At 70.7% G+C, this 25,661-nt stretch carries 21 protein-coding genes; 12 read left to right on the forward strand and 9 right to left on the reverse strand.

Translation table 11 applies throughout. The features are described 5' to 3' along the window. Nucleotides 1-46: 46 nt before the first annotated feature. The 4 genes from ABT137_RS02965 (at nucleotide 47) to ABT137_RS02980 (ending at nucleotide 5,242) form a co-directional block, all read left to right on the forward strand. On the forward strand, nucleotides 47-1,156 hold the full coding sequence (locus ABT137_RS02965; RefSeq protein WP_351701444.1) for a CaiB/BaiF CoA transferase family protein: 1,110 nt from the start codon (nucleotides 47-49) through the stop codon (nucleotides 1,154-1,156). A 60-nt stretch (nucleotides 1,157-1,216) separates the two neighbouring features. Continuing rightward, complete coding sequence (locus tag ABT137_RS02970) at nucleotides 1,217-2,365, forward strand: thiolase family protein (RefSeq protein WP_351701446.1); 1,149 nt, start codon at nucleotides 1,217-1,219, stop codon at nucleotides 2,363-2,365. Between the two features lie 34 nt (nucleotides 2,366-2,399). After that, nucleotides 2,400-4,067 (forward strand): AMP-binding protein, encoded by a 1,668-nt coding sequence (locus ABT137_RS02975; RefSeq protein WP_351701449.1) that lies wholly within the window; start codon nucleotides 2,400-2,402, stop codon nucleotides 4,065-4,067. Between the two features lie 119 nt (nucleotides 4,068-4,186). Continuing rightward, nucleotides 4,187-5,242 carry an LLM class F420-dependent oxidoreductase gene (locus ABT137_RS02980; RefSeq protein ID WP_351701452.1) on the forward strand — a complete coding sequence of 352 codons (1,056 nt, stop codon included), beginning with the start codon at nucleotides 4,187-4,189 and terminating at the stop codon, nucleotides 5,240-5,242. On the opposite strand, the gene ABT137_RS02985 is transcribed toward ABT137_RS02980, so the two are convergent. After that, nucleotides 5,223-6,323, reverse strand: a complete 1,101-nt coding sequence (locus tag ABT137_RS02985) for an acyl-CoA dehydrogenase family protein (protein ID WP_351701455.1) — start codon at nucleotides 6,321-6,323, stop codon at nucleotides 5,223-5,225. The genes ABT137_RS02980 and ABT137_RS02985 overlap by 20 nt on opposite strands. A 131-nt stretch (nucleotides 6,324-6,454) precedes the next feature. Here ABT137_RS02985 and ABT137_RS02990 point away from each other — a divergent pair, with 131 nt between their 5' ends. Continuing rightward, nucleotides 6,455-7,258, forward strand: coding sequence for an enoyl-CoA hydratase/isomerase family protein (locus ABT137_RS02990; protein WP_351701458.1), 804 nt, complete (start codon nucleotides 6,455-6,457; stop codon nucleotides 7,256-7,258). Nucleotides 7,259-7,304: 46 nt separating this feature from the next. On the opposite strand, the gene ABT137_RS02995 is transcribed toward ABT137_RS02990, so the two are convergent. After that, entirely contained in the window at nucleotides 7,305-8,549 is a 1,245-nt protein-coding gene (locus ABT137_RS02995) for an FAS1-like dehydratase domain-containing protein (protein ID WP_502984464.1), read from the reverse strand. A gap of 51 nt (nucleotides 8,550-8,600) precedes the next feature. Beyond that, a complete protein-coding gene (locus tag ABT137_RS03000) occupies nucleotides 8,601-10,142 on the reverse strand; it encodes a class I adenylate-forming enzyme family protein (RefSeq protein ID WP_351701463.1) in 1,542 nt (513 codons plus the stop codon). Between the two features lie 174 nt (nucleotides 10,143-10,316). On the opposite strand from ABT137_RS03000, the gene ABT137_RS03005 reads away from it, so the two are divergent. Together ABT137_RS03005 and ABT137_RS03010 are read left to right on the forward strand one after the other, a co-directional pair. Next, nucleotides 10,317-11,084: an SDR family NAD(P)-dependent oxidoreductase gene (locus ABT137_RS03005; RefSeq protein WP_351701466.1), complete on the forward strand. Its 768-nt coding sequence runs from the start codon at nucleotides 10,317-10,319 to the stop codon at nucleotides 11,082-11,084. Further along, the gene (locus tag ABT137_RS03010) at nucleotides 11,081-11,851 is read left to right on the forward strand and encodes a crotonase/enoyl-CoA hydratase family protein (protein WP_351701469.1); all 771 of its coding nucleotides are present in this window, start codon (nucleotides 11,081-11,083) and stop codon (nucleotides 11,849-11,851) included. Before ABT137_RS03005 ends, ABT137_RS03010 begins: the two co-directional genes overlap by 4 nt. Before the next feature lie 345 nt (nucleotides 11,852-12,196). On the opposite strand, the gene ABT137_RS03015 is transcribed toward ABT137_RS03010, so the two are convergent. From ABT137_RS03015 to ABT137_RS03040, 6 genes are all read right to left on the reverse strand, one after another. Then, a complete protein-coding gene (locus ABT137_RS03015) occupies nucleotides 12,197-12,955 on the reverse strand; it encodes an enoyl-CoA hydratase/isomerase family protein (RefSeq protein ID WP_351701472.1) in 759 nt (252 codons plus the stop codon). A 108-nt stretch (nucleotides 12,956-13,063) separates the two neighbouring features. Next, nucleotides 13,064-13,897 carry a mycofactocin-coupled SDR family oxidoreductase gene (locus tag ABT137_RS03020; RefSeq protein WP_351701475.1) on the reverse strand — a complete coding sequence of 278 codons (834 nt, stop codon included), beginning with the start codon at nucleotides 13,895-13,897 and terminating at the stop codon, nucleotides 13,064-13,066. A 463-nt stretch (nucleotides 13,898-14,360) separates the two neighbouring features. Continuing rightward, nucleotides 14,361-15,290 carry a cyclase family protein gene (locus ABT137_RS03025; RefSeq protein ID WP_502984465.1) on the reverse strand — a complete coding sequence of 310 codons (930 nt, stop codon included), beginning with the start codon at nucleotides 15,288-15,290 and terminating at the stop codon, nucleotides 14,361-14,363. Between the two features lie 63 nt (nucleotides 15,291-15,353). Beyond that, the gene (locus ABT137_RS03030) at nucleotides 15,354-16,544 is read right to left on the reverse strand and encodes an acyl-CoA dehydrogenase family protein (RefSeq protein ID WP_351701478.1); all 1,191 of its coding nucleotides are present in this window, start codon (nucleotides 16,542-16,544) and stop codon (nucleotides 15,354-15,356) included. A 28-nt stretch (nucleotides 16,545-16,572) separates the two neighbouring features. Further along, nucleotides 16,573-17,760: an acyl-CoA dehydrogenase family protein gene (locus ABT137_RS03035; protein ID WP_351701480.1), complete on the reverse strand. Its 1,188-nt coding sequence runs from the start codon at nucleotides 17,758-17,760 to the stop codon at nucleotides 16,573-16,575. Beyond that, nucleotides 17,757-18,884, reverse strand: a complete 1,128-nt coding sequence (locus tag ABT137_RS03040; RefSeq protein WP_351701483.1) for an acyl-CoA dehydrogenase family protein — start codon at nucleotides 18,882-18,884, stop codon at nucleotides 17,757-17,759. The genes ABT137_RS03035 and ABT137_RS03040 overlap by 4 nt, the downstream gene beginning before the upstream one ends. A 195-nt stretch (nucleotides 18,885-19,079) precedes the next feature. Here ABT137_RS03040 and ABT137_RS03045 point away from each other — a divergent pair, with 195 nt between their 5' ends. The 5 genes from ABT137_RS03045 to ABT137_RS03065 all read left to right on the forward strand — a co-directional run bounded on the left by ABT137_RS03045 (nucleotide 19,080) and on the right by ABT137_RS03065 (nucleotide 25,656). Continuing rightward, nucleotides 19,080-19,871, forward strand: a complete 792-nt coding sequence (locus tag ABT137_RS03045) for a FadR/GntR family transcriptional regulator (protein ID WP_351701486.1) — start codon at nucleotides 19,080-19,082, stop codon at nucleotides 19,869-19,871. A gap of 519 nt (nucleotides 19,872-20,390) precedes the next feature. Then, on the forward strand, nucleotides 20,391-21,128 hold the full coding sequence (locus ABT137_RS03050; RefSeq protein ID WP_351701489.1) for a hypothetical protein: 738 nt from the start codon (nucleotides 20,391-20,393) through the stop codon (nucleotides 21,126-21,128). A 174-nt stretch (nucleotides 21,129-21,302) separates the two neighbouring features. Beyond that, a complete protein-coding gene (locus tag ABT137_RS03055; protein WP_351701492.1) occupies nucleotides 21,303-23,240 on the forward strand; it encodes a flavin-containing monooxygenase in 1,938 nt (645 codons plus the stop codon). Nucleotides 23,241-23,260: 20 nt separating this feature from the next. Beyond that, entirely contained in the window at nucleotides 23,261-24,196 is a 936-nt protein-coding gene (locus ABT137_RS03060) for a zinc-dependent alcohol dehydrogenase (protein ID WP_351701495.1), read from the forward strand. A 74-nt stretch (nucleotides 24,197-24,270) separates the two neighbouring features. Continuing rightward, nucleotides 24,271-25,656: an MFS transporter gene (locus tag ABT137_RS03065; RefSeq protein ID WP_351701498.1), complete on the forward strand. Its 1,386-nt coding sequence runs from the start codon at nucleotides 24,271-24,273 to the stop codon at nucleotides 25,654-25,656. Nucleotides 25,657-25,661: the final 5 nt, after the last annotated feature.

Genomic DNA, 25,661 nt, shown 5'->3' on the forward strand with positions numbered 1-25,661 from the left:
GTTAACTGATATACCCTATGGCGCGGGAGTCATCATAGGAGGACCGATGTCAGCGGTTCCACCCCTCGGTGATCTGCGGGTCCTGGAGTTCCTGGGCCTGGGGCCCGGACCGTTCGCGGGCATGCTGCTCGCCGATCTGGGGGCCGATGTACTGGCCGTCACCAGGCCGCGCACCGCCAGGCCCGCGCTGGCGGAGAACCGGCCCGTCGTCGAACTCGACGTCAAGTCGGCCGAGGGCCGCCAGGAGGCGCTGCGGCTCGCCGAGCGGTGCGACGTCCTGATCGAGGGCTTCCGCCCCGGCGTCATGGAGCGGCTGGGACTGGGGCCGGAAGAAGTGCGAAAAGCCAACCCGCGGCTGGTCTATGCGCGCATGACCGGCTGGGGACAGCACGGCCCGCTGGCACCGACGGCGGGCCACGACATCAACTACATAGCGATCACAGGTGCGTTGCACCATGCCGCCCGGCACGGCGAGGTACCCGTCCCGACCGCCAACCTGCTGGGAGACTTCGGCGCGGGCGGCATGTATCTGGTGATGTCCGTCCTGGCGGCCCTGCACGAGCGCGGCCGTACGGGATCGGGGCAGGTGCTCGACGTGGCCATCGTCGACGGCACGACCTACCTCACGACCATGCTGCACGAGTACCGGTCCAGGGGCACATGGTCGGACGTCGCCGGTACCAACAGGCTGGACACCGGGGCGCCTTACTACGACGTCTACCCGTGCGCCGACGGCGGGCACGTCGCGATCGGTGCCCTGGAGGCGCCGTTCTTCGCGGCACTCGTGGAGCTGCTCGGCCTCGATCCCGCCTGGACCGACATTCGCGAGGACCCGGGCAACTGGCCCGAGCTGCGCCGGGAGATCGCGCGGGCCGTACGGCTGCGCACCCGGGACGAATGGGCGGCGGCGGCCGAGAAGACGGACGCCTGCCTGAGCCCCGTGCTGAATCTGGCGGAGGCCGCCGGACATCCGCACCTGCGCGCCAGACACGCGCTGGTGCCCGCGCCGGACGGCCGGACGGGATGGCGGCCGACGCTGGGCGGCCGGCGGTTCGCGGGTGCGTCGTCGTCGGCGTCGTCGGCGTCGTCGGTGGAGGACACGCTCGCACGGTGGCGGGCGGACGAGTCCGGGGGTGACCCGGCCCCGGCGCGCTGACGGGCCCGGCGCACCCGGCCGGGTCGACACGCGGAACCTGCGATGTGGGAGCGAGGAGAGATGACGGCACGTCAGGCAGTGATCGTGGACGCGGTGCGCACTCCCATCGGGAAGCGCAACGGGGCGCTCCGCGAGGTGCATCCCGTCGACCTCTCGGCGGTGGTCCTGCGCGCGCTCGTGGAGCGCAACGAGGTTCCGCCGGAGTACATCGACGACGTGATGTGGGGGTGCGTCACCCAGCTGGGCGACCAGTCCAGCAACATCGCCCGGTTCACCACCCTCGCGGCCGGCTGGCCCGAGAGCATTCCGGGCGTCACCTTCAACCGGGCCTGCGGCTCCAGCCAGCAGGCCGTCGAATCGGCGGTGCACGCCGTTGTCGCGGGCGCCTACGACTGGGTGATCGCGGGAGGCGTCGAGTCCATGTCGCGCGTCCCGCTCGGAGCCGCCCGGCAGACCGGCCTGCCCTACGGGCGGACCGTGCTGGACCGCTACCGGACGGACCGTCTGGAACAGGGCACCGGGGCCGAGATGATCGCCCGCAAGTGGGGACTCGACCGGCACCGGCTCGACGAGTACGCCTCGCGTTCGCACGCACTGGCCGCCGCCGCCATCGACGCGGAGGTCTTCGACGGGCAGCTGGTCACCGTCCCCGCGGCACCGGAGTTGCAGCAGGACGAGGGGCTGCGCCGGGGCACGTCCCCCCAAACCCTGGCGAGGCTCAAGCCGTCGTTCCAGGAGGACGGGGTCATCCACGCGGGCAACGCCTCCCAGATCTCCGACGGGGCCGCCGCGCTGCTCATCACGACGGCCGAGCTGGCCCGCCGTCACGGACTGCGCGCGCTGGCGACGATCCGCGCGGGCGCGGTCGTCGGGGACGACCCCGTGATGATGCTGACGGCGCCCATCCCCGCCACCCACAAGGTGCTGCAGCGGGCCGGCCTGTCGATCGGGGACATCGGTGCCTTCGAGGTCAACGAGGCCTTCGCGCCGGTACCGCTCGCCTGGCAGAGCGAGGTGAAAGCCGATCCCGACCGGGTCAACCCGCTCGGCGGGGCCATCGCCGTAGGACATCCGCTCGGTGCGTCCGGTGCCGTCCTCGCCACCCGGCTGCTGCACCACATGCGCCGCCACGGCATCCGGTTCGGCCTCCAGACCATGTGCGAGGGCGGCGGCACCGCCAACGCCACCGTCTTCGAACTGGCCGACTGACATGACCGCAACGCGCACACCGGAGGAGACGGCAGTGAGCGTGACACCCGAGCAGCGGCGGCAGGATGTGGCCGCGCTGCGGGAGCGCTGGTACCGGGAGGGTCATTACTCCTCGCGCACCATGGCCGATGCCCTGGAGGACGCCGGCCGCCGGGTGCCCGGGACGCGGTTCGTGTTCGCCTCGGAGACGGAGACGACCACGGTCACCCTGGCGGACGTGCTCGCGCTGGGCAGGCGCGCGGCGGCCGGGCTGCGCCGGCTCGGGGTGCGGCCCGGCGACGTGGTCGCCGTACAGGTCCCCAACCGGCTGGAGCTGGTGGTGTCGTACTTCGGCACCTGGCTGGCCGGCGCGGTCGTCCTGCCCATCACCCACATCTACGACTCCGCCGAGGTCGGTGTCATCCTGCGCGACGCCCGGGCGAAGGTGCTCGTCCTGCCCGACGCGTGGCGCTCCATCGACTTCGTCGACCGCCTGGGCCGCCTGGACGCGGGGCCCACCCTCGAACACGTCGTCATGATCGGCGACCGGGTGGCACCGGACGCGGTCTCCTGGGGCACCCTGCTCGCCGCGTCGGAGGAGGCGTCGGTGCCTGTGGATGTCGTCGCCGCCGACGTGGCCGCCGACGACGTGTGCGCGGTGATCTACACCTCGGGGACGACCGGTACGCCCAAGGGCGTGCAGCACACCCACAACACCCTGCTGCACGAGCTGCGCAAGGGCGACCTGATGAACGAGGCCGGGCCGGACGACACCCGCCTCATCCCCTGGCCCTCCGGCCATGTCGCGGGACTGCTGGCCGCGTGCAGCGGGATCGTCGGGGGCACCGACACGTTGCACATGGACCGCTGGAACGAACGCCGGGCCGTCGAACTCGTCGAGGAGTTCCGGTGCACCATCACCAGCGGCACACCCCTGCACGTGGAGGCGCTGCTGAGGGCGGCCGAGGAGCACGGCCGGGACATCTCCAGCCTGCGGTTCGTCCAGATCGGTGCCGCCAACGTCCCGCCCGCGCTGGTCGCCAGGGCCGACGACGCGGGCATCGTGGTGGCCCGCGCCTACGGCAGCACCGAGCACCCGCGGTGTGCGACCTCACCGCTGGACGCCTCGGCGCGCCATCGGTCCATGACGGACGGCCTCGTGCGCTTCGGCGACGAGGTGCGGATCGTCGACGACACACTGCGTCCGCTGCCGGTGGGGGAGGCGGGTGAGGTCGTGACCCGCGGTCCCAGCCAGTTCGTCGGCTACCGCAACCGCGCGTACGACGCAGCGGCGTTCCTGCCCGGCGGCTGGTTCCGCACCGGGGACGTGGGACGGCTCGACGAGGACGGCCACCTGACCATCACCGACCGCATCAAGGACATCATCATCCGAGGCGGGGAGAACATCGCCTCCAAGGAGGTCGAGGACATCCTCACCACCCATCCGCGGGTCCGGCACGCCGCCGTGGTCGCGGAACCCGACCCGCGGTACGGCGAGCGGGTGGCCGCCTTCGTGGTCCTCGACAGCGGCACACTCGACGTCGAGGAGGTGCGCGAGCTGTTCGCCCGGCATCGGGTGGCACCGCAGAAGGCGCCCGAGCGCATCGTGGTCGTCGCCGATCTCCCGCGGGCCCCGTCGGGGAAGGTCCGCAAGTTCGAGCTGCGCGACCGGCTGCGGGGGGCGGGGGCCACCGAGCAGTCCGCCGAGGAGGCCCGTGCCTGACCGCCCCCTGCACCCCGTGCGGACCGCCCCGACCCCGTGCCTGATCGCCCCGTAACCCGTGCCGCCGTGATCCGGCGCTGGTCCTGGCCCCGGCCCCGGCGGAACAAGAGAGGCTTCTCATGGACGTGGGACTGCTGATGAGTTACTCGGGTGGCTTCGCCGAAGCCGCCCGGCGGCTGGGCGACTTCGAGGCGGCCGGAGTCGACTCGGTGCTGCTGCCCGAGGCGTACACCTTCGACTCGGTGAGCCAGCTCGGCCACCTCGCCGCCCGCACCGAGCGGATGCGCCTCGCGACCAGCATCCTCAACGTGTACTCACGCACCCCCGCGCTGCTCGCGATGACCGCGGCCGGACTCGACTTCGTGTCGGAAGGACGGTTCGAACTGGGCATCGGCGCCTCCGGCCCCCAGGTGGTCGAGGGGTTCCACGGGCTGCCCCACACATCCCCGCTGCCCCGGATCCGCGAGGTGATCGAGATCTGCCGTACCGTCTGGCGGCGCGAGCCCCTGCGGCACGAGGGCCGAGTCTTCCAGCTGCCGCTGACCGCCGAGCGCGGGGGTACGGGCCGGGGTGGCCGCGCCCTGAAACTCATCAACCATCCCGTCCGGCCGGACATCCCGATCGTCCTGGCGGCGCTGGGACCGAAGAGCGTGGAACTGGCGGCGGAGCTGTGCGAGGGGTGGCAGCCCACGTTGTACGTTCCGGAGGCTGCCAAGGAGGTCTTCGGTCCCTCTCTGGAGGCCGGGCGCGCCCGGCGCCTGGCCGGGCTGCCGCCGCTCAGGGTCGTCGCCGACGTCAAGGTCCTCGTCAGCGACGACGCGGAGGAACTCGCGGCCGGACGGCAGCGGGTCCGCGAATACATCGCCCTGTACGTCGGCGGTATGGGAGCCCGGGGCCGGAACTTCTACAACGCCCTCGTCGCGCGGTACGGCTTCGAAGGGCCGGCGGCGGTGATCGAGGAGCTGTACCAGAGCGGCCGCAAGGACGAGGCCGCCGCCGCGGTCCCCGGCGAACTGGTCGACGCGGTGGCCCTGGTGGGACCGCGCGGGCTGGTCGCGGAGCGGGTGGCGGCCTTCCGCGACAGCGGGGTCATGGGGCTGAACGCCTCGCCGATCGCGCTCACTCACGATCGGCGGGTCGAGGACATGGAGCTGCTCAAGCGGCTTGCCGGGTGACCGTCGAGCGTTTCAGGTGGGCGAGCACCCGCTGGTGATGGTGGGCGGCGGTGCCGTGGACCAGGGAGTCGACCGTCGCCCGCCGCAGATACAGGTGCAGGTCGTGTTCCCAGGTGAAGCCGATGCCGCCGTGGGACTGCAGGGCCTCCCCGGCGACATCGGGGAGGCGTTCGCTGGCGAAGGCCTTGGCCACGGCGGCCGCCATGGTGGTGTCGTCGCGGCCCGCGTCGAAGGCCATGGCCGCGTAGTAGGTGGCGGCCCGCAGGCCCCGCAGGGTGATCAGCATGTCGGCCGCCTTGTGCTTGACGGCCTGGAAGCTGCCCAGCGGACGGCCGAACTGCTCGCGCACGGTGACGTGGCCGACCGTCATCTCCAGCAGCCGTTGTCCCACGCCCAGCGCGTCCGCGGCGGTGAGGATCGCCATCGCGTCCACCCACCGGTTCGCGTCGTCGGGGCGGTCGGACAGCACCTGTGCGTCTGCCACGGTCACGTCGTCGAACACGACGTCGTACCAGGAACGCGTCAGGTCCAGGGTGATGCGCCGCTCCGTACGGGCGGCGGACGTCTGGACGAGGAGGACGTACGGTTCGTCCCCGGTTACCGTCACCAGCAGCCAGTCGGTACAGGCGGCGGCGTGCACGGCCGCGGCCCGGCCCGACAGGACGAGGTCCTGCCCCTCCCGGCGTGCGGTGAGGGAACCGTGGTGCACGAACCCCGCCTTCAGCCGCCCTTCGCCGAGTTCCGTCGCGGCCTGCGCGGCGAGGTCGCTCGGGTCGGGACCCCAGGCGGCGGACATGGAGGCCAGGGCCGTCTCCACGAACGGTCCCGGTGCCGCGGCCCGTCCCAGTTCCTCGGCCACCAGGCAGAGCTCCACCAGCCCCTGCCCCGCGCCGCCTTGGGCTTCAGGGGTCGCGAGGCCCGTCCAGCCCATGCGTGCGCCCCTGCTCCACAGCTTCTCGTCGACGTCCAGTCCCGCATCCAGGACCGACCGGACGAGATGCGGAGGGCAGTACGAGGTGAGCAGATCCCGCGACGCCTCGCGCAACGCGGCCTGCTCCTCGGAGAGTTCGAAGTCCACCATCGACCGGCCCTTCCATGGTCGTACCGATTACGGATCGCTAGCCTCTCATTGAGTGTAATGATTGAGCTATCTGAGGTGCCAGCTTCCGGAAGATCCCGAGGCCGCGAACCCGGCGGGCGAGAGGAACGATGATGTCGGACCAGGAGTTCAGCGCCGGTGGGCGCGCGTACGAGACCGTGCTGTTCGAGGTGACCGAACACGTCGCCACGGTCACCCTCAACCGTCCGCACAAGCTCAACGCGTTCAACCAGACCATGGTCGACGAGTTCCGGGACATCTGGGAGCGCGTGCGCACCGAGGACACCGTCCACGCGGTGGTCCTGCGGGCCGCCGGCGAACGCGCCTTCTGCACGGGCACCGACGTCGACGACCGGATCCATCTCGCCGGGAACGTCTGGAGCCAGGAGGACCCGGGGCGGGGGCTGAGCCCCAAACAGAACAGGGTGTGGAAGCCGGTCGTCGCCGCCGTGCACGGCATGGTCGCCGGCGGTGCCTTCTACTGGCTCAACGACTGCGACATCGTGATCAGCGCGGACGACGCCACCTTCTTCGACCCGCATGTGAGTTACGGCATGACATCGGCCCTGGAGCCCATCGGGCTGGCCCGGCGCATCCCCTTGGGCGAGGCCCTGCGCTGGGCACTGCTCGGGCTGGACGAGCGGATGTCGGCCGCGCGGGCACGCGAGATCGGCCTGGTGTCCGAGCTGGTGCCCTACCCGGAACTGTGGGGCCGGGCCGACGAACTGGCGCGCACCATCGCGGCCAAGCCGCCCGCGGCCGTGCAGGGAACCGTCCGGGCGATCTGGGAGACGCACGGCCTGGACCGCGAGGCGGCCCAGGCACTCGGCTGGCACTACACGACGATCGGCAATCCCCTCGGCAAGCCGCAGGTCTCGCGCGAGACCTTCGTCCAGCCCAAGTGGACGCTGCGCTGACCCGCGCCCGCGCCTGCGCTCGCGCCCGCGCCTGCGCTCGCGCCTGTCAGCCGGCGAATCGCGCGATCTCCGCGTCCAGCAGGTCGCCGAGGGTGTCCGCCGGCGGATCCGGCAGGCGCACCGGGGTCTGACGGGTCGGCAGCAGAACGACGGCCCGTCCCGGTGTCGAGACCTCCCCACGCTGGTTGTGGCAGGCCACCTCGATGTGCACCTCGTTGCCGACGTCGGTCCGCATCTTGTCCACCACGACTCCGCGCACCCATGTGGTGTCCCCGACGTAGTTGAACCTGCGGTGCTCGCAGCGGAGTCTGAACAGCCAGCCGTCGTCGCCCATCCAGTCCGTGAGCGCGTGCGTCAGCCAGGTCTCGCGCATGCCGCCGTAGTCGTAGCTCATGGGGATGCCCAGCTCCCGTGCGCGTTCCGGCTCCCAGTGCAGCCGCTGCACGGTGTCCGGGATGTTCCGGGCGTTGGGCGGGTACAGGCCGGGGGCTTTGCGCCGCACCCGCCGGGCGACCGCGAAGGCCCCCGGCGGCGTCAGCTGCATGCCCCACCCCACATGCCAGACGACCACGTCGGTCACGGTGAGCGGCCCCTTGACCCGGGGCTGGAGCTCGTCGCCGACGTGGACGTCCTCGAAATAGCGGGTGTTCGCGCCGCGCCGCTCCTCGGCGTCGTAGGAGGCGTCGATCTCGGCGAGTTGCTCGGCGGTGTAGGGGGGAAACTCCAGGTCTTCCTTCCCGTCGGCCCGGTTCCTGCTGGTGTGCCGTTCGGTGTGGATCCAGGTGCCGCGCTGGAGGGCGACTATCTGGCCCGCGCCGTCGGCGAACAGGAAGTCGTTGGTGACATGGGCGGCTCTGCCCCCGAAGGAGCTCGGCTTGACCTGGACGCCGACCTGGGCCCGCAGGCAGGAACAGCGGTCGCCGAGGCGGAGCGGCCGGTAGTACTCGAACTCCATGACCGCCTGGTAGGCGCCGAGCCCGGCGAACGGGTCGCCCTTGAGGATCGCCTTGGCCCGGTCGTCCGGTTCGACGGCGTTCTCGCCCATGGTGTAGAGGAAGTTCGGCGGTGCGATCGTGCCCTTCCACCGGGTGGCCGGGCCGTGTGCGGGGTCGCACCACAGAGGATTGTCGTCGCCGTAACCGAGCGCGAAGTGACGGATTCCGTCGGTGCTCACCTCCAGGTTGTGCGGTGGCAGGCGGCGCTGGGGGACGCCGATGCGGCGGCGTGAGCGCTCCACGGCATCGTCGGTGAGGAGGCCGTAGTCCGGCCGGTCCGTCAACGTGGTCACCATCTCTCCTTGCTTCGTGGGCGGGCGGCTGCCCGGCGAGCGGATGGACCGGGCCTAGCTACCGTCGGCGGTGAAGAGTTCCTGGAGCCGGGGCCGGTCGACCTTGAGCGAGGGGGTCCGCGGCAGCTGGTCCAGAATCCGCAGATCCACCGGCATCTGATAGCGCGTCAGTCGTCTCGCCAGATGATCGAGCAGGTCCTGCCTGCTGGCCTGTCCGCACAACGTGACTGCCACGACCGGCACTTCACCCAGACGTTCGTCCGGCAGCCCGACGGCGGTGGCGTCACTCACGGCCGGATGCTGGTGCAGCGCGTCCTCGATCACACTCGGCGGAATCTTGAAGCCGCCCCGGTTGATCGCGTCGTCCGCGCGGCCGTGGATGAAGAGGAAGCCGTCCTCATCCAGCGAGGCCAGGTCGTTCGTGCGCAGCCATCTCCCGTCGGCGACGGGCAGTTGGGGACCGCGGACCTCCAGGAGTCCGATGCCGCCCGATGTCTGCACGTCCTGTGTCGTACGGTCGACCACACGCAGTTCGATGCCGCGGTGCGCGCGGCCCACGCTGCCGCGCTTCGTCCCCGCCCACCGGCGGTGGTCGGCGAGCGACCAGCCCGCGATGGCGCCGGCGAACTCGGTGGCGCCGTAGGTGGTGAGGACCGGCACGCCGTATCGCGCCTCGAACTCCTCGGCCAGTTCGGGCGGCAGGGGTGCCGTGCCGGAGCCGATCGCCCGCACACTGCTGAAGGTGTCGGCGGGGAGTTCCGCGTGCAGCACCATGCGGATCGCGGTGGGCGGCAGGCGAAGTTGGCGCGGCCGGTGCCGGCGTACCAACCGGGCCCACTCCTCGACCTGGAACCGCTCCATCAGGGCGACGGACCGGCCGTCGACGGCATGGGCGATCGCGAAGTACAGCCCGCTGATGTGGGCGAGCGAGGACCAAAGGATGACGCATCCCCGGCGCAGGCGCGGACCGGTGCTGTCGTCGAGCATGGTGCCGGCGGCCTGGAAGGCGGCGGTCAGCTGCGGATAGGTCAGGGAGACGCGCTTGGGCTTTCCGGTCGTGCCGCTGGTCATCATCACCACGGCCACGTCGTCCGCGGGAAGCCCGGGCAGCTCGGGAGGCGTGGGCGGCGCGGGTGTCCAGGAGTCCGGCCGGAGCCGCAGGCCCGTCTCCTGGCGAGCGATCAGGGGGACGGCGCCGATGTCCTCGGCGGCGTCCCGGACGGCGGCCCGGGCCCAGTCCTCCTCGTCGGCGATGACGACGTCCGGGCGCAGCGAGCGGATGTCGTCGCCGAGCCCCGTCTCGCCCACGTGGGGGCTGAGGGTGACGACCTGTCGGCCGGTGGCGATCACCGCCAGCAGTGCGGCCAGTTGGGCCGGCCTGTTGCGCAGGACGAGGCCGACCCGTCGAGCGGAGGGGTGGCTGCTCAGGAGAGTGTCCAGATCACGGGTGGCGTCGGCGAGGTACGACCACGGAAGGCTCGACTCCGCGAAGGTCAGTGCCGTCGCGTCCGGGTCGATGCCCATCACGTGACGAAGCCAGTTCGAGAGCAGGGGCGAGGTGTGCCCGGCGGGATGCGAGCGGGCCTGTTTCGTCATGGCGCCCTTCTACGGGGAGGCAGACGTTTAAGCTAAATTAGTTACTTGATTCTATCGGCACTGTCCAGGTGAGGCCAATGGGCGCCCCGCATCGGTGCGTTGAGGGCGCTCCTGAAACAGACGAATCTTTTATTTGACATGCCTGATTGTTGGACGACGCATGCAGGAGGACACATGCAGCTGGACGCCATCACCGCACTCGTCACCGGCGGTGCCTCCGGCCTCGGAGCCGCGACCGCGGCGGCGTTCGCCGAGGCGGGAGCGAAAGTGGTCATCACCGACCTGCCCGGCTCGGCCGGTGCCCGGACGGCTGCCGCGATCGGCGGCGGAGTCCGGTTCGTGCCCGCCGACATCACCGACGAGGACAGCCTGCGGGCGCCCCTCGAAGCGGCCCGGGAGAACGGCAACCTGCGAGCCGTCGTGCACTGCGCGGGCCGCGGCGGGGACCGGCTGCGCATCCTCGACAAGTCAGGCGTGCCCGCCGCGCTGGACAGTTACCGGCAGGTGCTGGAGGTCAACCTCGTCGGCAGCTACAACGTCCTGCGGCTGGCCGCGGCCGCCATGGCCGGCAACACCGTCGAGGACGGCGACCGCGGTGCCATCGTGCTGACCGCGTCGGCGGCGGCCTTCGAGGGACAGATCGGCCAGACCTCGTACGCCTCCGCCAAGGGCGGCGTGCACGCGATGACCCTGGTGGCGGCCCGCGACCTCGCGAGCTGGGCGATCCGGGTCAACACCATCGCGCCCGGGACCTTCGACACCCCGATGCTGGCAAGGCTGCGCGAGGACATCCGGCAGAGCATCGCCGAGACCATCCCCCACCCCAGGCGCCTCGGCCACGCCGCGGACTACGCCGACCTGGCACTGGCCATGGTGCGCAACCCCTACCTCAACGGCGAGACCGTCCGCCTCGACGGCGCCCTGCGCATGGGCCCGAGGTGAGCGCCGCCCCCGAGGTCCTGGTGGACGCACACGACCGGGTCCTCGTCATCACCGTCAACAGACCGGCACAGAAGAACGCGATGACCCTGGCGGCCGCCCACCTCGTCGCCGAGGCCGTCGACCGCCTGGACGACTCACCTGATCTGTCGGTCGCCGTCCTCACCGGTGCCGGCGGGACCTTCTGCGCGGGCATGGACCTGAAGCGGTTCGCGCTCGGGGAGCGTCCGGCGCTGCCGGGTCGTGGCTTCGGCGGGCTCGTCGAGGCACCCCCCGAGAAGCCGATCATCGCCGCGGTCGAAGGCTGGGCGCTCGGCGGCGGCTGCGAACTCGCCCTCGCCTGCGACCTGGTGGTGGCAGCGCAGGGGGCGCGCTTCGGGCTGCCCGAGGTCAGGCGCGGTCTGGTGGCACGGGGCGGCGGAATGATCAGGCTGCCGCAGCGGCTGCCGCGCTCCGTCGCGATGGAACTGCTGCTCACCGGCGACCCGATCGACGCCGAGCGGGCCGAGCGACTGGGACTGGTCAACCGCGTCGTGCCCGAGGGCCAGGCGCTGGAGGCGGCCCTACAGCTCGCCGGACGTGTCGCCGAGAACGCGCCCTTGGCCGTGCGGTGCGCCAAGGCCGTGGCGAGCGCCGCCCCCGGGTGGCCGCAGGACGAGGTGTGGCGCAGGCAGGCCCCGTTCTCCGACGCCGTGTTCGCCTCGCAGGACGCGCAGGAAGGAGCACGGGCCTTCGTGGAGCGCAGGGAACCCCGGTGGACGGGGCGTTAGGGCCTGTGCGACGGGTCGTGTGACCGGTTCGACGAGAACCCACAGCGCGGCGGCTGTCCGGGGATCCGGCCGACGGCGCCGAGCAACAGGACAGTCGGGTCGGCGAAATCATCGACGTGCGGCGGAGCCGCTGGTGTCATCGGCTCCGCGCTCCGGCTTGCGGGTGGCCATCGCATCCAGGACCCGCCGGGGTGCCCAACGATCACCGCCGTCCCGTAAGCCCTGCCGGCGTGGACGGGTGGACACGCCTGCGGCGAAGGGAGCGCGGCACGAGGTCGAGCGGGGCGAGGTGGGACGGGGGTGTGGCGGGTGCCCGGGTCTTCTCTTGTGGCAGCCGTCAGGTACTCAGTCCTGGTAGGGCTTGTCGGCCAGCGTCAGGCCTTCCAGTGCCAGGCCCAGCGTCGTGCCCTCTTCCAGGCGCCTGGCGAGGCGCTGGCGCAGGGCGAGCGGGGTGAGGCGCAGCAGCAATGGCGGCTTGGCTGCCAGCTCTTCGGCCAGGTGCAGGGCGCGGGGGAGGACCTCGGCGGCCGGCAGGATCTCGTTGATCATACCGAGGCGCAGCGCTTCTTCGGCATGGATGGCCCGCTGGGTCAGCGCCGCGTAGCGCGCCCGGTTGATCCCGAGTATCTCCTCCCAGACGACGTGGACCCCGTCACCGGGCACCACCTCGCCCGCGAGGTGCGGGAAGTCCTGGAAGTAGGTGCTGTCCGAGGCGATCGTGATGTCGCCCAGCAGGACCCACTCCGAGTGGATGGTGGCCGGCCCGTTGATCGCAGCGATGATCGGCATCGGGACGTCGACCAGCGTCCGCAGTACCTGGCGTCCTTCCCAGTAGATGTCGTCCCAGTTCAGGGGTTTGAAGGCCTGGCGATCGTCGTTCGCGTCCATGTCGGTCATGAAGCGGTCCCCGGTGCCCGTGAGGACCAGGACCCGATTCTGCCGGTCGTCGGAGATCTCCCTGAGCACGCGCGGGAAATCACGGTGGAGCCGTGCGCTGAGTGCGGCCGGCCCTCCGTCGCTGTGCAGCCGCAGCGTCAGCACGCCGCTCTTCGTGCGTGCGAGGGCGAAGTCCGGAAAGGCTTCGGAGTAGGCCGGGGTCGTCATGGGAAATCCTCAAGGTCGTGGAACGGGTGGTGCGGGCAGGTCCCGGTGGTCGCACGGGCCGGTCCGTGCGCGGTGGTGTGGGAAGGGGGAGCCCGGGGCGGGGAGGTATCAGCGAATGCTGAAACCGGCGTCGAGCGGCCACTGGATGCCGGTGATGAACCGTGCCTGTTCCGACACCAGGTAGGCCACGGCGTCGGCGACGTCCTCGGGCTGCAGGATGTCGATCGGCAGGGCGTTCCGCATACCCGAGATGAGGTTGTCGTCGCCGGTGGCTGCTTGTGCCATGAGCTCCGCCATGGCCTCGTTCTGGGTCATGCCACTGAGCACCCCGGTCGGGTGGATGGTGTTGACCCGGATCCACTCAGGGGCGAGCGCCCCGGCGAGGTTCTGCATCAATCCCACAAGACCGCGCTTCGCGGCCGTGTAGGCCATACCGCTGGTGTTGAGCGAGGGCGTGCCCTTCAGCCCCGCCGACGAACTGGTGATCACGATCGAACCGCCGCGGCCGCCGGCCCGCAATGCCGGCAGCGCGACCCGGACCGTGTGGAACACGCCGGTGAGGTTGACGTCGATCACATCGTTCCAGTCCGCGAGGACGTCCTCCGACTCTTCGCCGAGCCGGATGATGCCGGCGTTCGCGATGATGATGTCCACACGGCCGAACTCGGCGTACCCCTCGTCGAACGCGGACTGCAGGGCCACGAAATCGCGCACGTCGCACGTGCGCGCGAGGATCCGGCGCTTTTCCTCCTCGACCAGCCGGACCGTCTCGGCCAGGTCGTCCTGCGACGCATTCGGATACGTCATCGTCGGGATGTCTTCGCAGATGTCCACGCCGATGATGTCGCAGCCCTCACGCGCCAGCCGAACTGCGTGCGCTCTGCCCTGCCCCCGGGCGACTCCCGTGATGAAGGCGACCTTTCCCACCATGCCATCGGACATCGTCTCTCCTCGCAGTGATCGTCCAACGGACGCAGAACCCCGCGTCCAGGGGGAACTGAATTCCTGTGATGCAGGACGCCTGAGCGCTCAGCAGCCACGGGACGTCATGGGCGATGTCCTCTGGCTGCTGAGTCTGGATGGGCAGCGTCGGCTTTGTCCGGGCGATGTCGCTGCCGGCCTGGGCGCCCGCGCGCACGGTGCGGTTTTCGGGAAGCGGCCCTGACACGGACGCTGACACGCTGCGCCTGGCCGGGGACCTGACCGAGGTCCCTGACCATGTGCTCCGCCCGCACCCGCAAGCAGTCTGCTCGTCGCCGAGACATCCTGGGAGGCCGATGTCCGCTCAGCGGAACGCAACGGTCGGGGCGCTTGAGGGAGGGAACCGAGCATTTGACCCGTCGGACAGGCCCCGGCCGCATCGCCGCCCGGCGTTCGCACGTCGGGCGGGCTGCAAGGGCGGCTGTCAGCGGATGGCCACGGGGTTCACCAGACCGCCGGTGCTGCGCAGGAAACGCTCGGGCGTCGCGTTCAGCAGGAAGGTGTAGCGGCCGTCCCGGGCGCAGGCCGCCGCGAGGTCCTCGAGCACCCAGTTCTGACCCTGGATCATGCCCATCATCACCAGACACAGGACGTGCACGGGCAGCATGACGTCCTCGACGTAGGACGGCAGCAGTTCCATGGGCATGTTGTCGATCGCGGCAGCCGCCGCGCGGCGCTCGTGGAAGAAGAGGGGAGCGTCGTAGTCGAGTGCGGGCACCGGCCGGCGATAGCTCGGGACGTCCGCCAGCAGGAAGTGCGTCGCCTGCCCGGTCCGGACCAGCACGATGTCACCTTCCTCGACCGGTGCTCCCTGGGCCTCCTCGACGGCCTCCAGGACGGCGCGCGTCACCGGGAACCGGCCCGGAAGGACGTCGACGCCCTGGTGCCGCGCCACGTCCAGCAGGATGCCGCGCGACACGACGGTGCCGGCCGCCTCGATGCCGAGCCGCGTGGCGCCGGAGGCGTCGATCGCGTCCGCCGGGATGCCGTTGTACATGACACCGCGGTGACTGCAGTGCGACAGCGCGTCCCAGTGTGTCGCCGCCTGCGTGGGGGTCACCACGATGTCGTCGCTGTAGGCGACCGAGTCGGGGGAGTCGCCCATCAACGTGTTGATCGCGAGCATCGTGCGGACCGGATTGATACGACCCGGGACTCCTGTGCCGTTCTGCGGGCCGTCCAGCGACAGCGACATGGAGAGCGAGAAGCTCTCGCCCGTCACCACCGAGGCCGTCGCCTTCCTCACCACTTCGGGGGTGAGGAAGTTGAGCGTCCCCCGCTCGTCGTCCGCGCCCCACCGCTTCCAGTTGCTGACCTGCTCGGCCAAGGTGTCGAACTCGGCAACGCTCAGCACGGTTTCCGCCTCTCTTCGCTGTGACTCGCGTGCGTACGACGTGACCGTCCCGGTCGGTCCACGTCAGGAGCGCGGCTCCCGGGGAAGGCCCAGGGCCCGCTCGGCGATGGTCGTGCGCAGCACCTCGTTGGCGCCCCCGGCGATGGTGTAGGCCCGGGCGTAGAGGAGGGCGTCCTGCCAGTAACCTCCGTCCACGGCACGGTCGTCGCCCTCGGCCAGCAGGCCGTCCAGTCCCTGGAGTTGGACCCCGAGCGAGACGGCGTCGAGGTTGGTGTCGCTGAAGAAGACCTTGACCATCGCCGGATCGGTCGGTTCGTCGGTTCCCGCCGCCATCCGGGACTGCACGGCCTTGCTCATCAGGTCGGCGACGTACACACGCGTTGCCAGTCTGCCCAGCCGATCGCGTACGGCCGCGTCTCCCAGAGGCGGCAGCCCCTCCGGGCCGGGCCGGGCCGCCAGCGCCAGCAGGCCGCTGAGGTCGTCGAGCAGTTCGGCGCTCCGCGCGGCCACCGAACCCCGCTCCTGGGCCAGGCTCGCACCGGCGACCCGCCATCCGCCGTCGACCTCACCGATCACCCGGTCGGCCGGGATACGCACCCCGTCCAGGAACACCTCGTTGAAGTCGGCGGTGCCGGTGATCTCCCTGAGCGGCCGGATCTCCACTCCCGGGGCGCGCATGTCGAGGGCGAACGCGGTGATGCCCCGGGTCTTCGGCGCCCCGGGGTCGGTGCGCGCGAGCAGGTATCCGACGTCGGCGTACTGGGCGTTGGTCGTCCACACCTTCTGGCCGTCGACCACGAAGTGGTCGCCGTCCCGGCGGGCCCGGGTCCGCAGCCCCGCCAGGTCGCTGCCCGCCTCCGGTTCGCTGAAGAGCTGGCACCACAGGTCCTGGCCGGACCGCAGCCGGGGCAGGAAGCGGTCCTTCTGCCGCTCCGTCCCGTGGGCCAGCAGGGCGCCCGCGGCGAGGGCGCCGGCTCCGATCTGCCCCCAGGCCCGCGCCCGTGCCAGTTCCTCGGCGACGACGAAGGCGGGTTCGGGGCGTGGATCGGCGAGACCGCCGTACTCCGTCGGCCACGAGCGGCCGAGATAGCCGGCGTCATGGAGCCGGGCGATCCACCGGCGCAGCTCGGGGACGAGTGCGGGGACGGGCGCCCGCACCCCCGCATGGGTCTTCCTGCCGGGGGCGTGGGCGCGGATGAACGAGCGCACCTCTGCCCGGAAGGCGTCGAGTTCGGCGCTGGTGTCGAGCCTCATCGTGTCTCCTTCCTCACCGTGTCGCCTGTCAGACCGAGGGCATGCCGGGGTCGCGGGGGAGCCCGAGGACCTGTTCGGCGAGGGTGTTGCGCTGAATCTCGGCGGTGCCCGCCCCGATCGTCGAGGCCCGCGTGCGCAGGAAGCCGTAGAGCCACCTGCCGCGCTGCACCGCTTCCTCGGACCCGGGGCCCAGCAGGCCGGCCGGGCCGAGCACGTCGACGGCGAACTCGTGGATGTCCTGCTCGAACTGGGAGATGTGCAGACGTGACACCGAGGAGACGGGGCCCGGCTCCCCGTGGGTGAGGATGTCGGAGATCGTGCGCTGTCCGTTGTAGTGCATGATCCGGGCCCGGATCTCGAAGTCGGCCATCCGGTCCCGCACCTCCGCGTCGTCCAGCGCGCCCCGTTCCGCGAGGAGCTGCCGGAGTTCGCCGAGGACGCGCCGGTAGGTCGCGGCCTGGTTCATCGCGCCCGCGGCGCGCTCGTGCCCCAGACTCGTGCGGACCAGCGGCCAGCCCCCGTTCTCCTCCCCGACACGGTCGGCGACCGGTATCCGTACGTCGTCGAAGAACACCTCCGCGAACAGGTGCCCCCCGGTCAGGTCGCGCAGCGGACGGACGTCCACGCCCGGAGCGTGGGCGTCGACGACGAGGTAGGTGATCCCGCGCTGCCGCGACGCACGCGTACCCGTCCGCACGAGCGTGAAGAAGACGTCCGCCCTGGCGGCGTGGCTGGTCCACACCTTCTGTCCGTTCACCACGTAGGTGTCGCCCTCACGGTGTGCGGTGGTGCGTAGGCCCGGCAGGTCGGAACCGGCCTCCGGCTCGGAGTAGCCCTGCGCCCACACGGTGTCCCCGCGCAGCATGGACGGCAGCCAGCGCCGGCGCTGCTCGTCGGTGCCGTACTTGATGATCGTCGGAGCGGCGATGCCCAGGCCCGTCCCGACCGGGCCGGGCACCCGGGCGCGCGCCAGTTCCTCCTGGTACACCACCTGATGGGCGAACGGCAGGTCCATCCCGCCGTACTCCTCAGGCCAGCTCGGGCCGGCGAAGCCGTGGTCGAAGAGGGTGGCCTGCCAGGCGCGCGTCCAGGCGAAGCGCTCCTCGGGATCCCGTGGCCGCCGCCCGGGCCCGTGGCCGGTGAGGAAGTCCCGCAGCCGGGAACGGAAGACGTCGAGCGACTCCGGGTTGCGGGGGAGGGCCGAAGCGGTCGTCACGGGCGGGCGCCTCCTGCCATGGTGAGCCGGGCCAGTCGGGCCCGTTCCTCGCGGGGTGTGCCGAACAGCAGCTCGGACGACTTGGCCCGGCGCAGATAGAGATGTGCGCGGTGCTCCCAGGTGAAGCCGATCCCCCCGTGGATCTGGATGTTCTCCTTCGCCGCGTGGGTGAACGCCTCCGAGCAGTACGAGCGGGCCACGGCGGCCGCGATCGCCGCCTCGGTGCCGGGCGTGCCCACGACCGACCCGGCGAACCTGGCCGCCGACCGGGCGCACTCCACCTCGACCAGCAGTTGGGCGCACTTGTGCTTGATCGCCTGGAAGGAGCCGATGGGCCGCCCGAACTGCTCCCGCGTCTTTGCATGTCCGACCGCCATGTCGAGGCAGGCGGCGGCTCCGCCGACCTGCTCCGCGGCGAGCGCCGCCCGCACGAGGTCCCGCACGCCCGCGAGCGACCCGGAGGCGTCACCGGTCCCGATCCTGGTCGCGGGGGTGGCGTCGAAGCGGATCCGCGCCAGCGGCCGGGTCGGATCCAGGGCGTCCAGCACCGTGCGGGTGAGACCGGGCGCGGTGGCCGGGACGCCGAAGAGCCCGATGCCGTCGGGGCACCGGGCGGTCACGAGCAGCAGGTCGGCGGTGTGCCCGTCCACGACGTACGACTTCGTGCCGGAGAGCACCCAGCCGCCCGGCTCCCGCTCGGCCACGGTGGCGGGCGGGTCCGTTTCCCATGACCCGTCCGGTTCGCCCGTCGCCAGCGTCGCGGTGAGCGCTCCCGAGGCGACGCCCGGCAGCCACCGCTCCATCGCCGCCTCGTCACCGCAGTGCGCCAGTGCCTGACCGGCCAGTACGGCAGTGGCGAAGAAGGGGCTCGGGAACAGGGCGCGGCCCATCTCCTCCATGACGACGCCGAGTTCGGCGGGGCCGAGTCCGGCACCGCCGAACCGTTCGGGCACGGCGAGACCGGTGAGGCCGAGCTGACCGGACAGCTGCCGCCAGAGGCCCTCGTCGTACTCCTGCGGGCCGGTGCCGGGAGGCGGCGGGCTGTGGCTCGTGGCCTTGTCGTCGAGGAACGTGCGCACCAGCAGGCGCAGTTCCTCCTGTTCCTCACCGAGACTGAGGCTCATCGCGCATCCATCGACATCGTCGTGCCCTTCACGCGTCTTGACCCTAACAGTGATCGGATAAATCAGTAAACTGATTCCGGTGGTAAGAGTGGACGGCCGTCCCGCTCAGCGGACTAGCGGCCTGGGCGGGATGCGGCCGGACGTCCTTGCCCCGTTCCCGGTAATGAGGTTCTCCGAGCAAGTACACTCATTGTCATGAGTGCCACATTGGGGCCAGTCGGTCAGACGGTCCGCGCGCCCAAGACGGCGGAGCTGATCGCCGCGCAACTGCGCCGTCGTATCGTCCAGGGTGAGCTGACGCCCGGCGAGACGCTGCCGCCCGAGATCCAGCTCATGGAGCAGTTCGGCGTCTCGCGGCCCACCCTGCGCGAGGCCTTCCGCATCCTCGAAGCCGAGATGCTCATCAGCGTCCGCCGCGGCAGCCGGGGCGGCGCTCAGGTCATGGCCCCGGACTTCTCCGTGGCGGCCCGGCACGTCGGACTGCTCCTGCAGATGCAGGGGACCACCGTCGACGACGTCTACGAGGCCCGGATGATCGCCGAGCCGGCGTGCGCACGCATGCTGGCCAAGCGCCGCACGAAGCAGGACCTCACCGACCTCAGCGAGGTGGTGGCCGAACTCCAGTCGGCCGTGGAGTCGAAGGACGACGCCGTGCCCGACCCGGTGTTGTGGTCGCGGCTGACGTACCGGTTCCATGAACTGATCATGGAGCGCTGCGGCAACAAGACCCTGGCAGTCCAGGGTGCGGTCCTTCAGGAGATCGTGGCGACCCATCTGGAGATGCGGGTCGCGCGGAACTTCGACAAGACGGAGTCGCCCGAGCGTTTCCAGCGAGCCATCAAGGCCTACAAGCGCCTCGTGGTGCTGCTGGAGGCCCGGGACGCCGAGGGCGCCGAGCGGCACTGGCGCACGCACATGAAGGTCGCGGGCACCTACCTCCTCAAGGACGACCTGCACAACAAGCCCGTGGTGGATCTCTTCGCCTGATCCGCGGCGTCGCCCGCACCTGCCTCGCGGAAATCTCCTCGTGACGGTGCGGGCCGTGCCCGGGCGACCACGGGCTTCGCAAGACGTGTCCCGGGGGCTTCGAAAGACGTGTCCCGGTCAGCGGGACTCGGGGCCGACGGCTGATCGGCGCCACCTACTCTCCTCCTGTTGGATCCAGCCGACCGGGCTTCGCGCCCATCGGGACGGACTGAGACCCAGGAGAGCCGCGATGCGACGCGACCATGACCTCACCGGGACGAGGCAGCCGAACTCCCGCATCGGCGCAGGCACGCTTGCCTTAACTCGCTGACGAGCCCGCGCTCCCGCACGTCCCTTCCCCGGAATCCGAGGGATCCCCCGCAGCTTGCGGAGCCTCTTCCGGCGGCATCACCGGCTCTCCGCGTCAACGGCGTACCTCGGATCGCCGTTTCCCGGATCGCCGTCCCCTCCCCGCCTCGGTGACCCACGTCCTCGGCGCCCAGGCAGTACCCGACCATGCGACGGATCAAGGGAGATCCCATGGACGAAAAGCTGAAGTTCAGGCTCTACCACATGTCGGTCTGGTGCGGCGTGGTGGTGGTCGTGGCCAACACGCTCGCGTTCTCGGTCTTCGGGCATCTCTCGCCGCCCGTCTCGCCCTCGGACAGCCCGCAGGAGGTGGCCAATTTCCTGACGGAACACCGGACCGGCATCCTGTGGGCCGTGGTCACGATGGGCGTCTTCGCCCCGTTCTTCTACCCCTTCGCGGTCATCACGAGCCTGCAGATGCGCCGGATCGAAGGCGGCTGGGGCCTGTTGTCGATGATCCAGCTGACGACGGCGGTCGTCGCGCCGACGGGATGGGTCTACCCGCTCGCCGTGCTGGCCACCGCCGCCTACCGGCCGCACCGCAGCCCCGAGTTGATGCAGCTCCTCAGTGACCAGTTCTGGCTCACGTACGTGGGAGTCGCCGTCATCTTCGTCATCAACGTCGCCGTGATCGGTCTGTCGGCCTTCGTCGACCGGCGGCCCGAGCCGGTGTTCCCGCGGTGGTTCGGCTGGCTGAACCTCGTGCTGGCGGTCTCCTTCTTCCCCGGGGTCTTCGTGTACGTGGCGACCGACGGTCCGTTCGCCTGGGACGGCGTGTTCACGGTCGTGATCCCGTCCATCGCGTTCGTCGTCTGGAAGATCGCGATGATCATCGTGCTGCGGCGAGCGGTCAAGTCGGAGGAGCGCGAGGCGCTGGAAAAGCGGACGGCCGTGCCTGCGGTGGCCTGAGAACGCTACGGAGGACGAGCCGAACTCCCCTATAGGAAAACGGAGTTCGGCTCACCCGCGTCTTGAGGATCCCTTGTGTCTTGAAGCTCGATCCATGAGTAGATTAAGTTAACTCAATAACCTTGATATGTGGTTGCCCGTCAGGCGCGGGTACACCGGCAGGGAAGGAGCCGTATGGCCGGGAAAGGCAGGCTCGCGACGGGAGCGTCACCGCACGTGGACGAGGCGTTCATCGGCCGCGCGCTGGACGACGCCGACCTGAACGCGCTGAGGCTCGCGCTCTACCAAGCCACCGGAGACGAAGCCCTGCTCGAACTACCGCTCAAGACCACGCCCATGTACGGCGGCGCTCTCAAGCAGGCCGTCCTGGCCGAAGAGGCCGTGCCGACCCTGCGGGCCAAGGCGACGGAGTTCCTCCTCGGTATGACGGCCGGTTTCACCGAGGTGAAGCCGGGCGACGTCGAACTGCGCCGCATGTACGAGGCGTTCCGCAACGAGGAGATCACCGACCGGGACTGGTCCTACCGCCGTGACCTCGCCGCTTTCGACGACCATCCCCGGCTGGCCCGGTGGACGGGAGCCAGGCCGTCCATTCCCGACGGCTTCCAGGTGGCGGTCATCGGCGCCGGCTTCGGCGGCATCGCCGTGGCCGTCCAGCTGGAACACCTCGGCATCCCCTACACGGTCTACGAGCGGCGCCCGGAGCTGGGCGGCACCTGGAGCATCAACGCCTACCCGGACGTACGGGTGGACACCACCAACTTCCTCTACCAGTTCTTCTTCGAGAAGAACTACCCGTGGACCGAGTACTTCGCGCGGGCCGGCGAAGTGCGCGACTACTTGCAGCACGTGGCCAAGAAGTACGGCGTCTTCGAACACATCAGCTTCGGCAGCGACGTGCAGGAAGCCGCCTTCGACGCGGCGACGGGCCGGTGGACGATCGACGCCGTCATCGACGGCCGACCGCAACGGCTCGGCGCCAACGCCGTGGTGAGCGCGAGCGGGCTGTTCGCCACGCCCAAGCGCCTCGACACGCCCGGCATCGAGGACTTCCGCGGCGAGGTCGTGCACACCGCCGAGTGCACGGGCCAGGAGCTGCTGGACGGTCGTGACGTCGCCATCATCGGCAACGGCTCGACCGGTGTGCAGATGATGTCCGAGGTGCGCAGCCGGGCCCGGAGCGTGGGCGTCTTCCAGCGCACCCCGCAGTGGATCAGCCCGCGCGAGCGCTACGGCGAGGCCATCTCCCCGGAGACCCGCTGGCTGTTGGACACGATGCCCTACTACTGGAACTGGTACTGCTACTCGATCGCGACCCTGCGACTGGGCGGCCAGGTCCTCCAGGAACCGGACCCTCAGTGGCAGGCCGCGGGCGGCCTCGTCAACGAGGGCAACGACGGCTACCGCGCGAGCCTCACCCAGTACGTGAAGTCGAAGCTGGGGGACCGCCCCGACCTGTGGGAGAAGCTCATCCCGAGTCATGCCCCCATGGCCCGCCGGCTCATCGTCGACAACAACTGGTACTCCTCGCTGCTGGAGGACAACGTCGAGCTGGTCACGGAGAAGATCGATCGGTTCACCCCGACGGGCATCCGCACGGCCGACGGCAAGGAGCGCCCCTACGACCTCGTCTTCACGGCCACCGGGTTCGCCACCCAGAAGTACCTGTGGCCGACCCGCTACCGCGGCCTGGCCGAGGAGACACTGGAGGAGCGGTGGAGCGACCCCGCGGGCGGCGGCCCGCGTGCCTATCTCAGCCTGACGGTCCCCGACTTCCCGAACCTGTTCATCATGTACGGCCCCAACTCGCAGAACCGGGCCGGGTCGCTGATCGTGTGGATGGAGACCTGGGCGCGCTACACGGCTGAGGGGCTGGTCGCCCTCATCGAGGGGGGCCACCGCTACCTGACCGTCCGCAAGGAGGTCTTCGAGGACTACAACCGTCGGCTCGACGAGGCGATGCTCTCGCTCATCTGGTACGACGAGGGGTCCAGGGATCGCAACTACTACGTGAACGAGTTCGGCCGGCAGCAGGTCAACGTGCCGTGGCGGCTGGAGGAGTACCACGAGCTCCTGGCGAGGTTCCGGCCGGAGGACTACGACTTCGCCTGAGGACGGACGGACGGGATGCGATGAAGGCGGTCCGTTGTGTGCCGCCGGGCATCGAGGTCGTGGAGACCGACGAGCCCGGCGGGCCGGGAGAGCTGGTCCGGGTGGCCGCGGTGGGCATCTGCGGCTCCGACCTCAGGTACCTGCGGCGGGGCAGCACACAGATCATCGGGCACGAGATCGCAGCCACCGCCGCGGACGGCACCCCCGTGGCCGTGGAGGCCATAGCCCGGTGCGGCACCTGCGAGTGGTGCGCCGCCGGCCGGCACAACCTGTGCCGCGCGGCCGGCCGGGACGTGGTCGGCATGACCGTACCGGGAGGGATGGCGGAGTACTACCGGGCCCCGCGGTCGGCACTCGTGCCGCTGCCACCGGGACTGTCCCTGGACGAGGCCGCGCTCGTCGAACCGGGCGCGGTGTCCTGGCACGCCTGCCGCAGGGGCGAGATCGGTCCCGGCACCCGGGTCGCCGTGGTGGGGGCCGGGACCATCGGGATGCTGGCCGCTGCCGCCGCCCTGCGGATGCAGGCCGCGGAGGTGGCTCTGGTGGCCAGGCACCCCTTCCAGACCGAGGCGGGCGAACGCCTCGGCGCGACCCGGCCGTCGGGGCTGTACGACGTCGTCGTAGAGGCGAGCGGCAGCGAGAGCGGGCTGAACCGTGCGATCGAGCTGGTGCGCCCCCTCGGCACGGTGGTGACGGTCGGCGTCTTCCCGCCCGGCATCACCTGGCCCCACATGGCCGCCTTCCTCAAGGAGGCCCGCGTCGTGCCCTCGATGGGATACGCCCAGGACGCCACAGGCACCCGGGAGTTCGCCTGCGCGGCCCGGATGCTGGCCGACCGGCCCGAGATCGCCCGGACCCTGATCACCCACCGGTTCGGCATCGAGGAGGCCGCGGGCGCCTTCGAGGTCGCCGCCTCCAGGCCGCCGGGGACCTTCAAGGTCGTCGTCCACCCGTGAACCCCGGGGCCGCCCCTGCCAGGCGTGCTCCGGCCAGTCCACAGACACTCTTACACCGTCAGGCGGAGACAAGGATGTCGAAAGCCACGCCGACCCCGTCCGCGCTGCACGACTCAAGGCGCACGCGTACGAACGCCGTACGGGTGGGGACCGCGAGCATGCTCGGGACCTTCATCGAGTTCTACGACTTCACCTGTTACGGCTTCCTGGTCGTGTACACGGCGCCCCTGTTCTTCCCGGCGGACAACCCGGGCACGGGGATCCTCGCCTCCCTGGGCGTCTACGGGGTGGGGTATCTCGCCCGCCCGCTGGGCGCGCTGTTCTTCGGCCGGCTCGGCGACCGGCGCGGGCGCCGCTTCGCGCTGCTCGTCACCGTCATCGGCATGGGCGGCGCGACCACCCTCATGGGGCTGCTGCCGACCTACGGCACGGTCGGGGTCGGCGCGCCCGTCCTGCTGGTCCTCGTCCGGATGGTGCAGGGATTCTGCGCGGGCGGCGAGATCGGGGGCGCCGCCACGCTGGTGGCGGAGTCCGACGGCGGCCGCAGACGCGGACGGTTCCAGGCACTCATCCCCCTGGGGTCGAGCCTGGGGGTCGCCGTCTCCCCGGCGGTGGTCGGTCTGCTGGTGACGGTTCTCGGCGCGCACGACATGGCGCACTGGGGCTGGCGCATCCCGCTGCTGCTGTCCGCGGCGATGACGCTCGCGGTGGTGGTCTACCGGGTGCGGGTCGAGGACTCCCCGGAGTTCCGTTCCCTGGCCGAGGCGGAAGCGGTCGAACGGTCGCCCGTGCGCACCGCGTTGCGCGGTCACTGGCGCATGATCACGGTCTCGGCGGTGCTCAACCTCGTCGTCACCATGGTGCTCGGCGTGCTGGTCAACTACATGAGCGTCTACCTGCTCTCGGTCCTGGAAGTGCCGCCCATCAAGGTGTACTGGCTGTCGGCGGTCTGCCTGTTCCTCGGGGCCGGCGGGTTCCTCGTGGGCGGCTGGTGGACCGACCGCTTCGGACGCCGGTCGGCGATGCTGCTGGGCCTCGGCGGTTCGGCCGCCCTGGTCTTCCCCGTGCTGTACGGCATGCGGAGTGTGCGCTCCGGTGGCGCCTGGGCGCTCGTCGCGGCCGGTGCCCTGTACGTCCTGGCGCTCGCGTTCAGCTACGCGGCGGCGCCGTCGATGTACGTCACGTTGACCCAGGCGTTCCCGACCCGGGTGCGCTACACGGCGGTGGCGTTCGCCTACAACGCCGGCGCCGTCGCCGGCGGTGGTCTCACGCCCTATCTGGCCGCCCAGCTGACCCGGACGGCGGGGCCGCGGGCGGCCGGCTGGCTGGTCGTCGCCGCCGCGGTGACCGGGGTCACGGTGATGTGGCTGCTGACGGCGAGGTCCCGGCGGCCGTCAATCTCCGATCGGAGTATTGACGAACCTAATGAGTTCAATCGTATAACTGATACAGATAACTAAATCTG

Source organism: Streptomyces sp. NPDC001980 (assembly GCF_040296885.1).
Classification (GTDB): domain Bacteria; phylum Actinomycetota; class Actinomycetes; order Streptomycetales; family Streptomycetaceae; genus Streptomyces.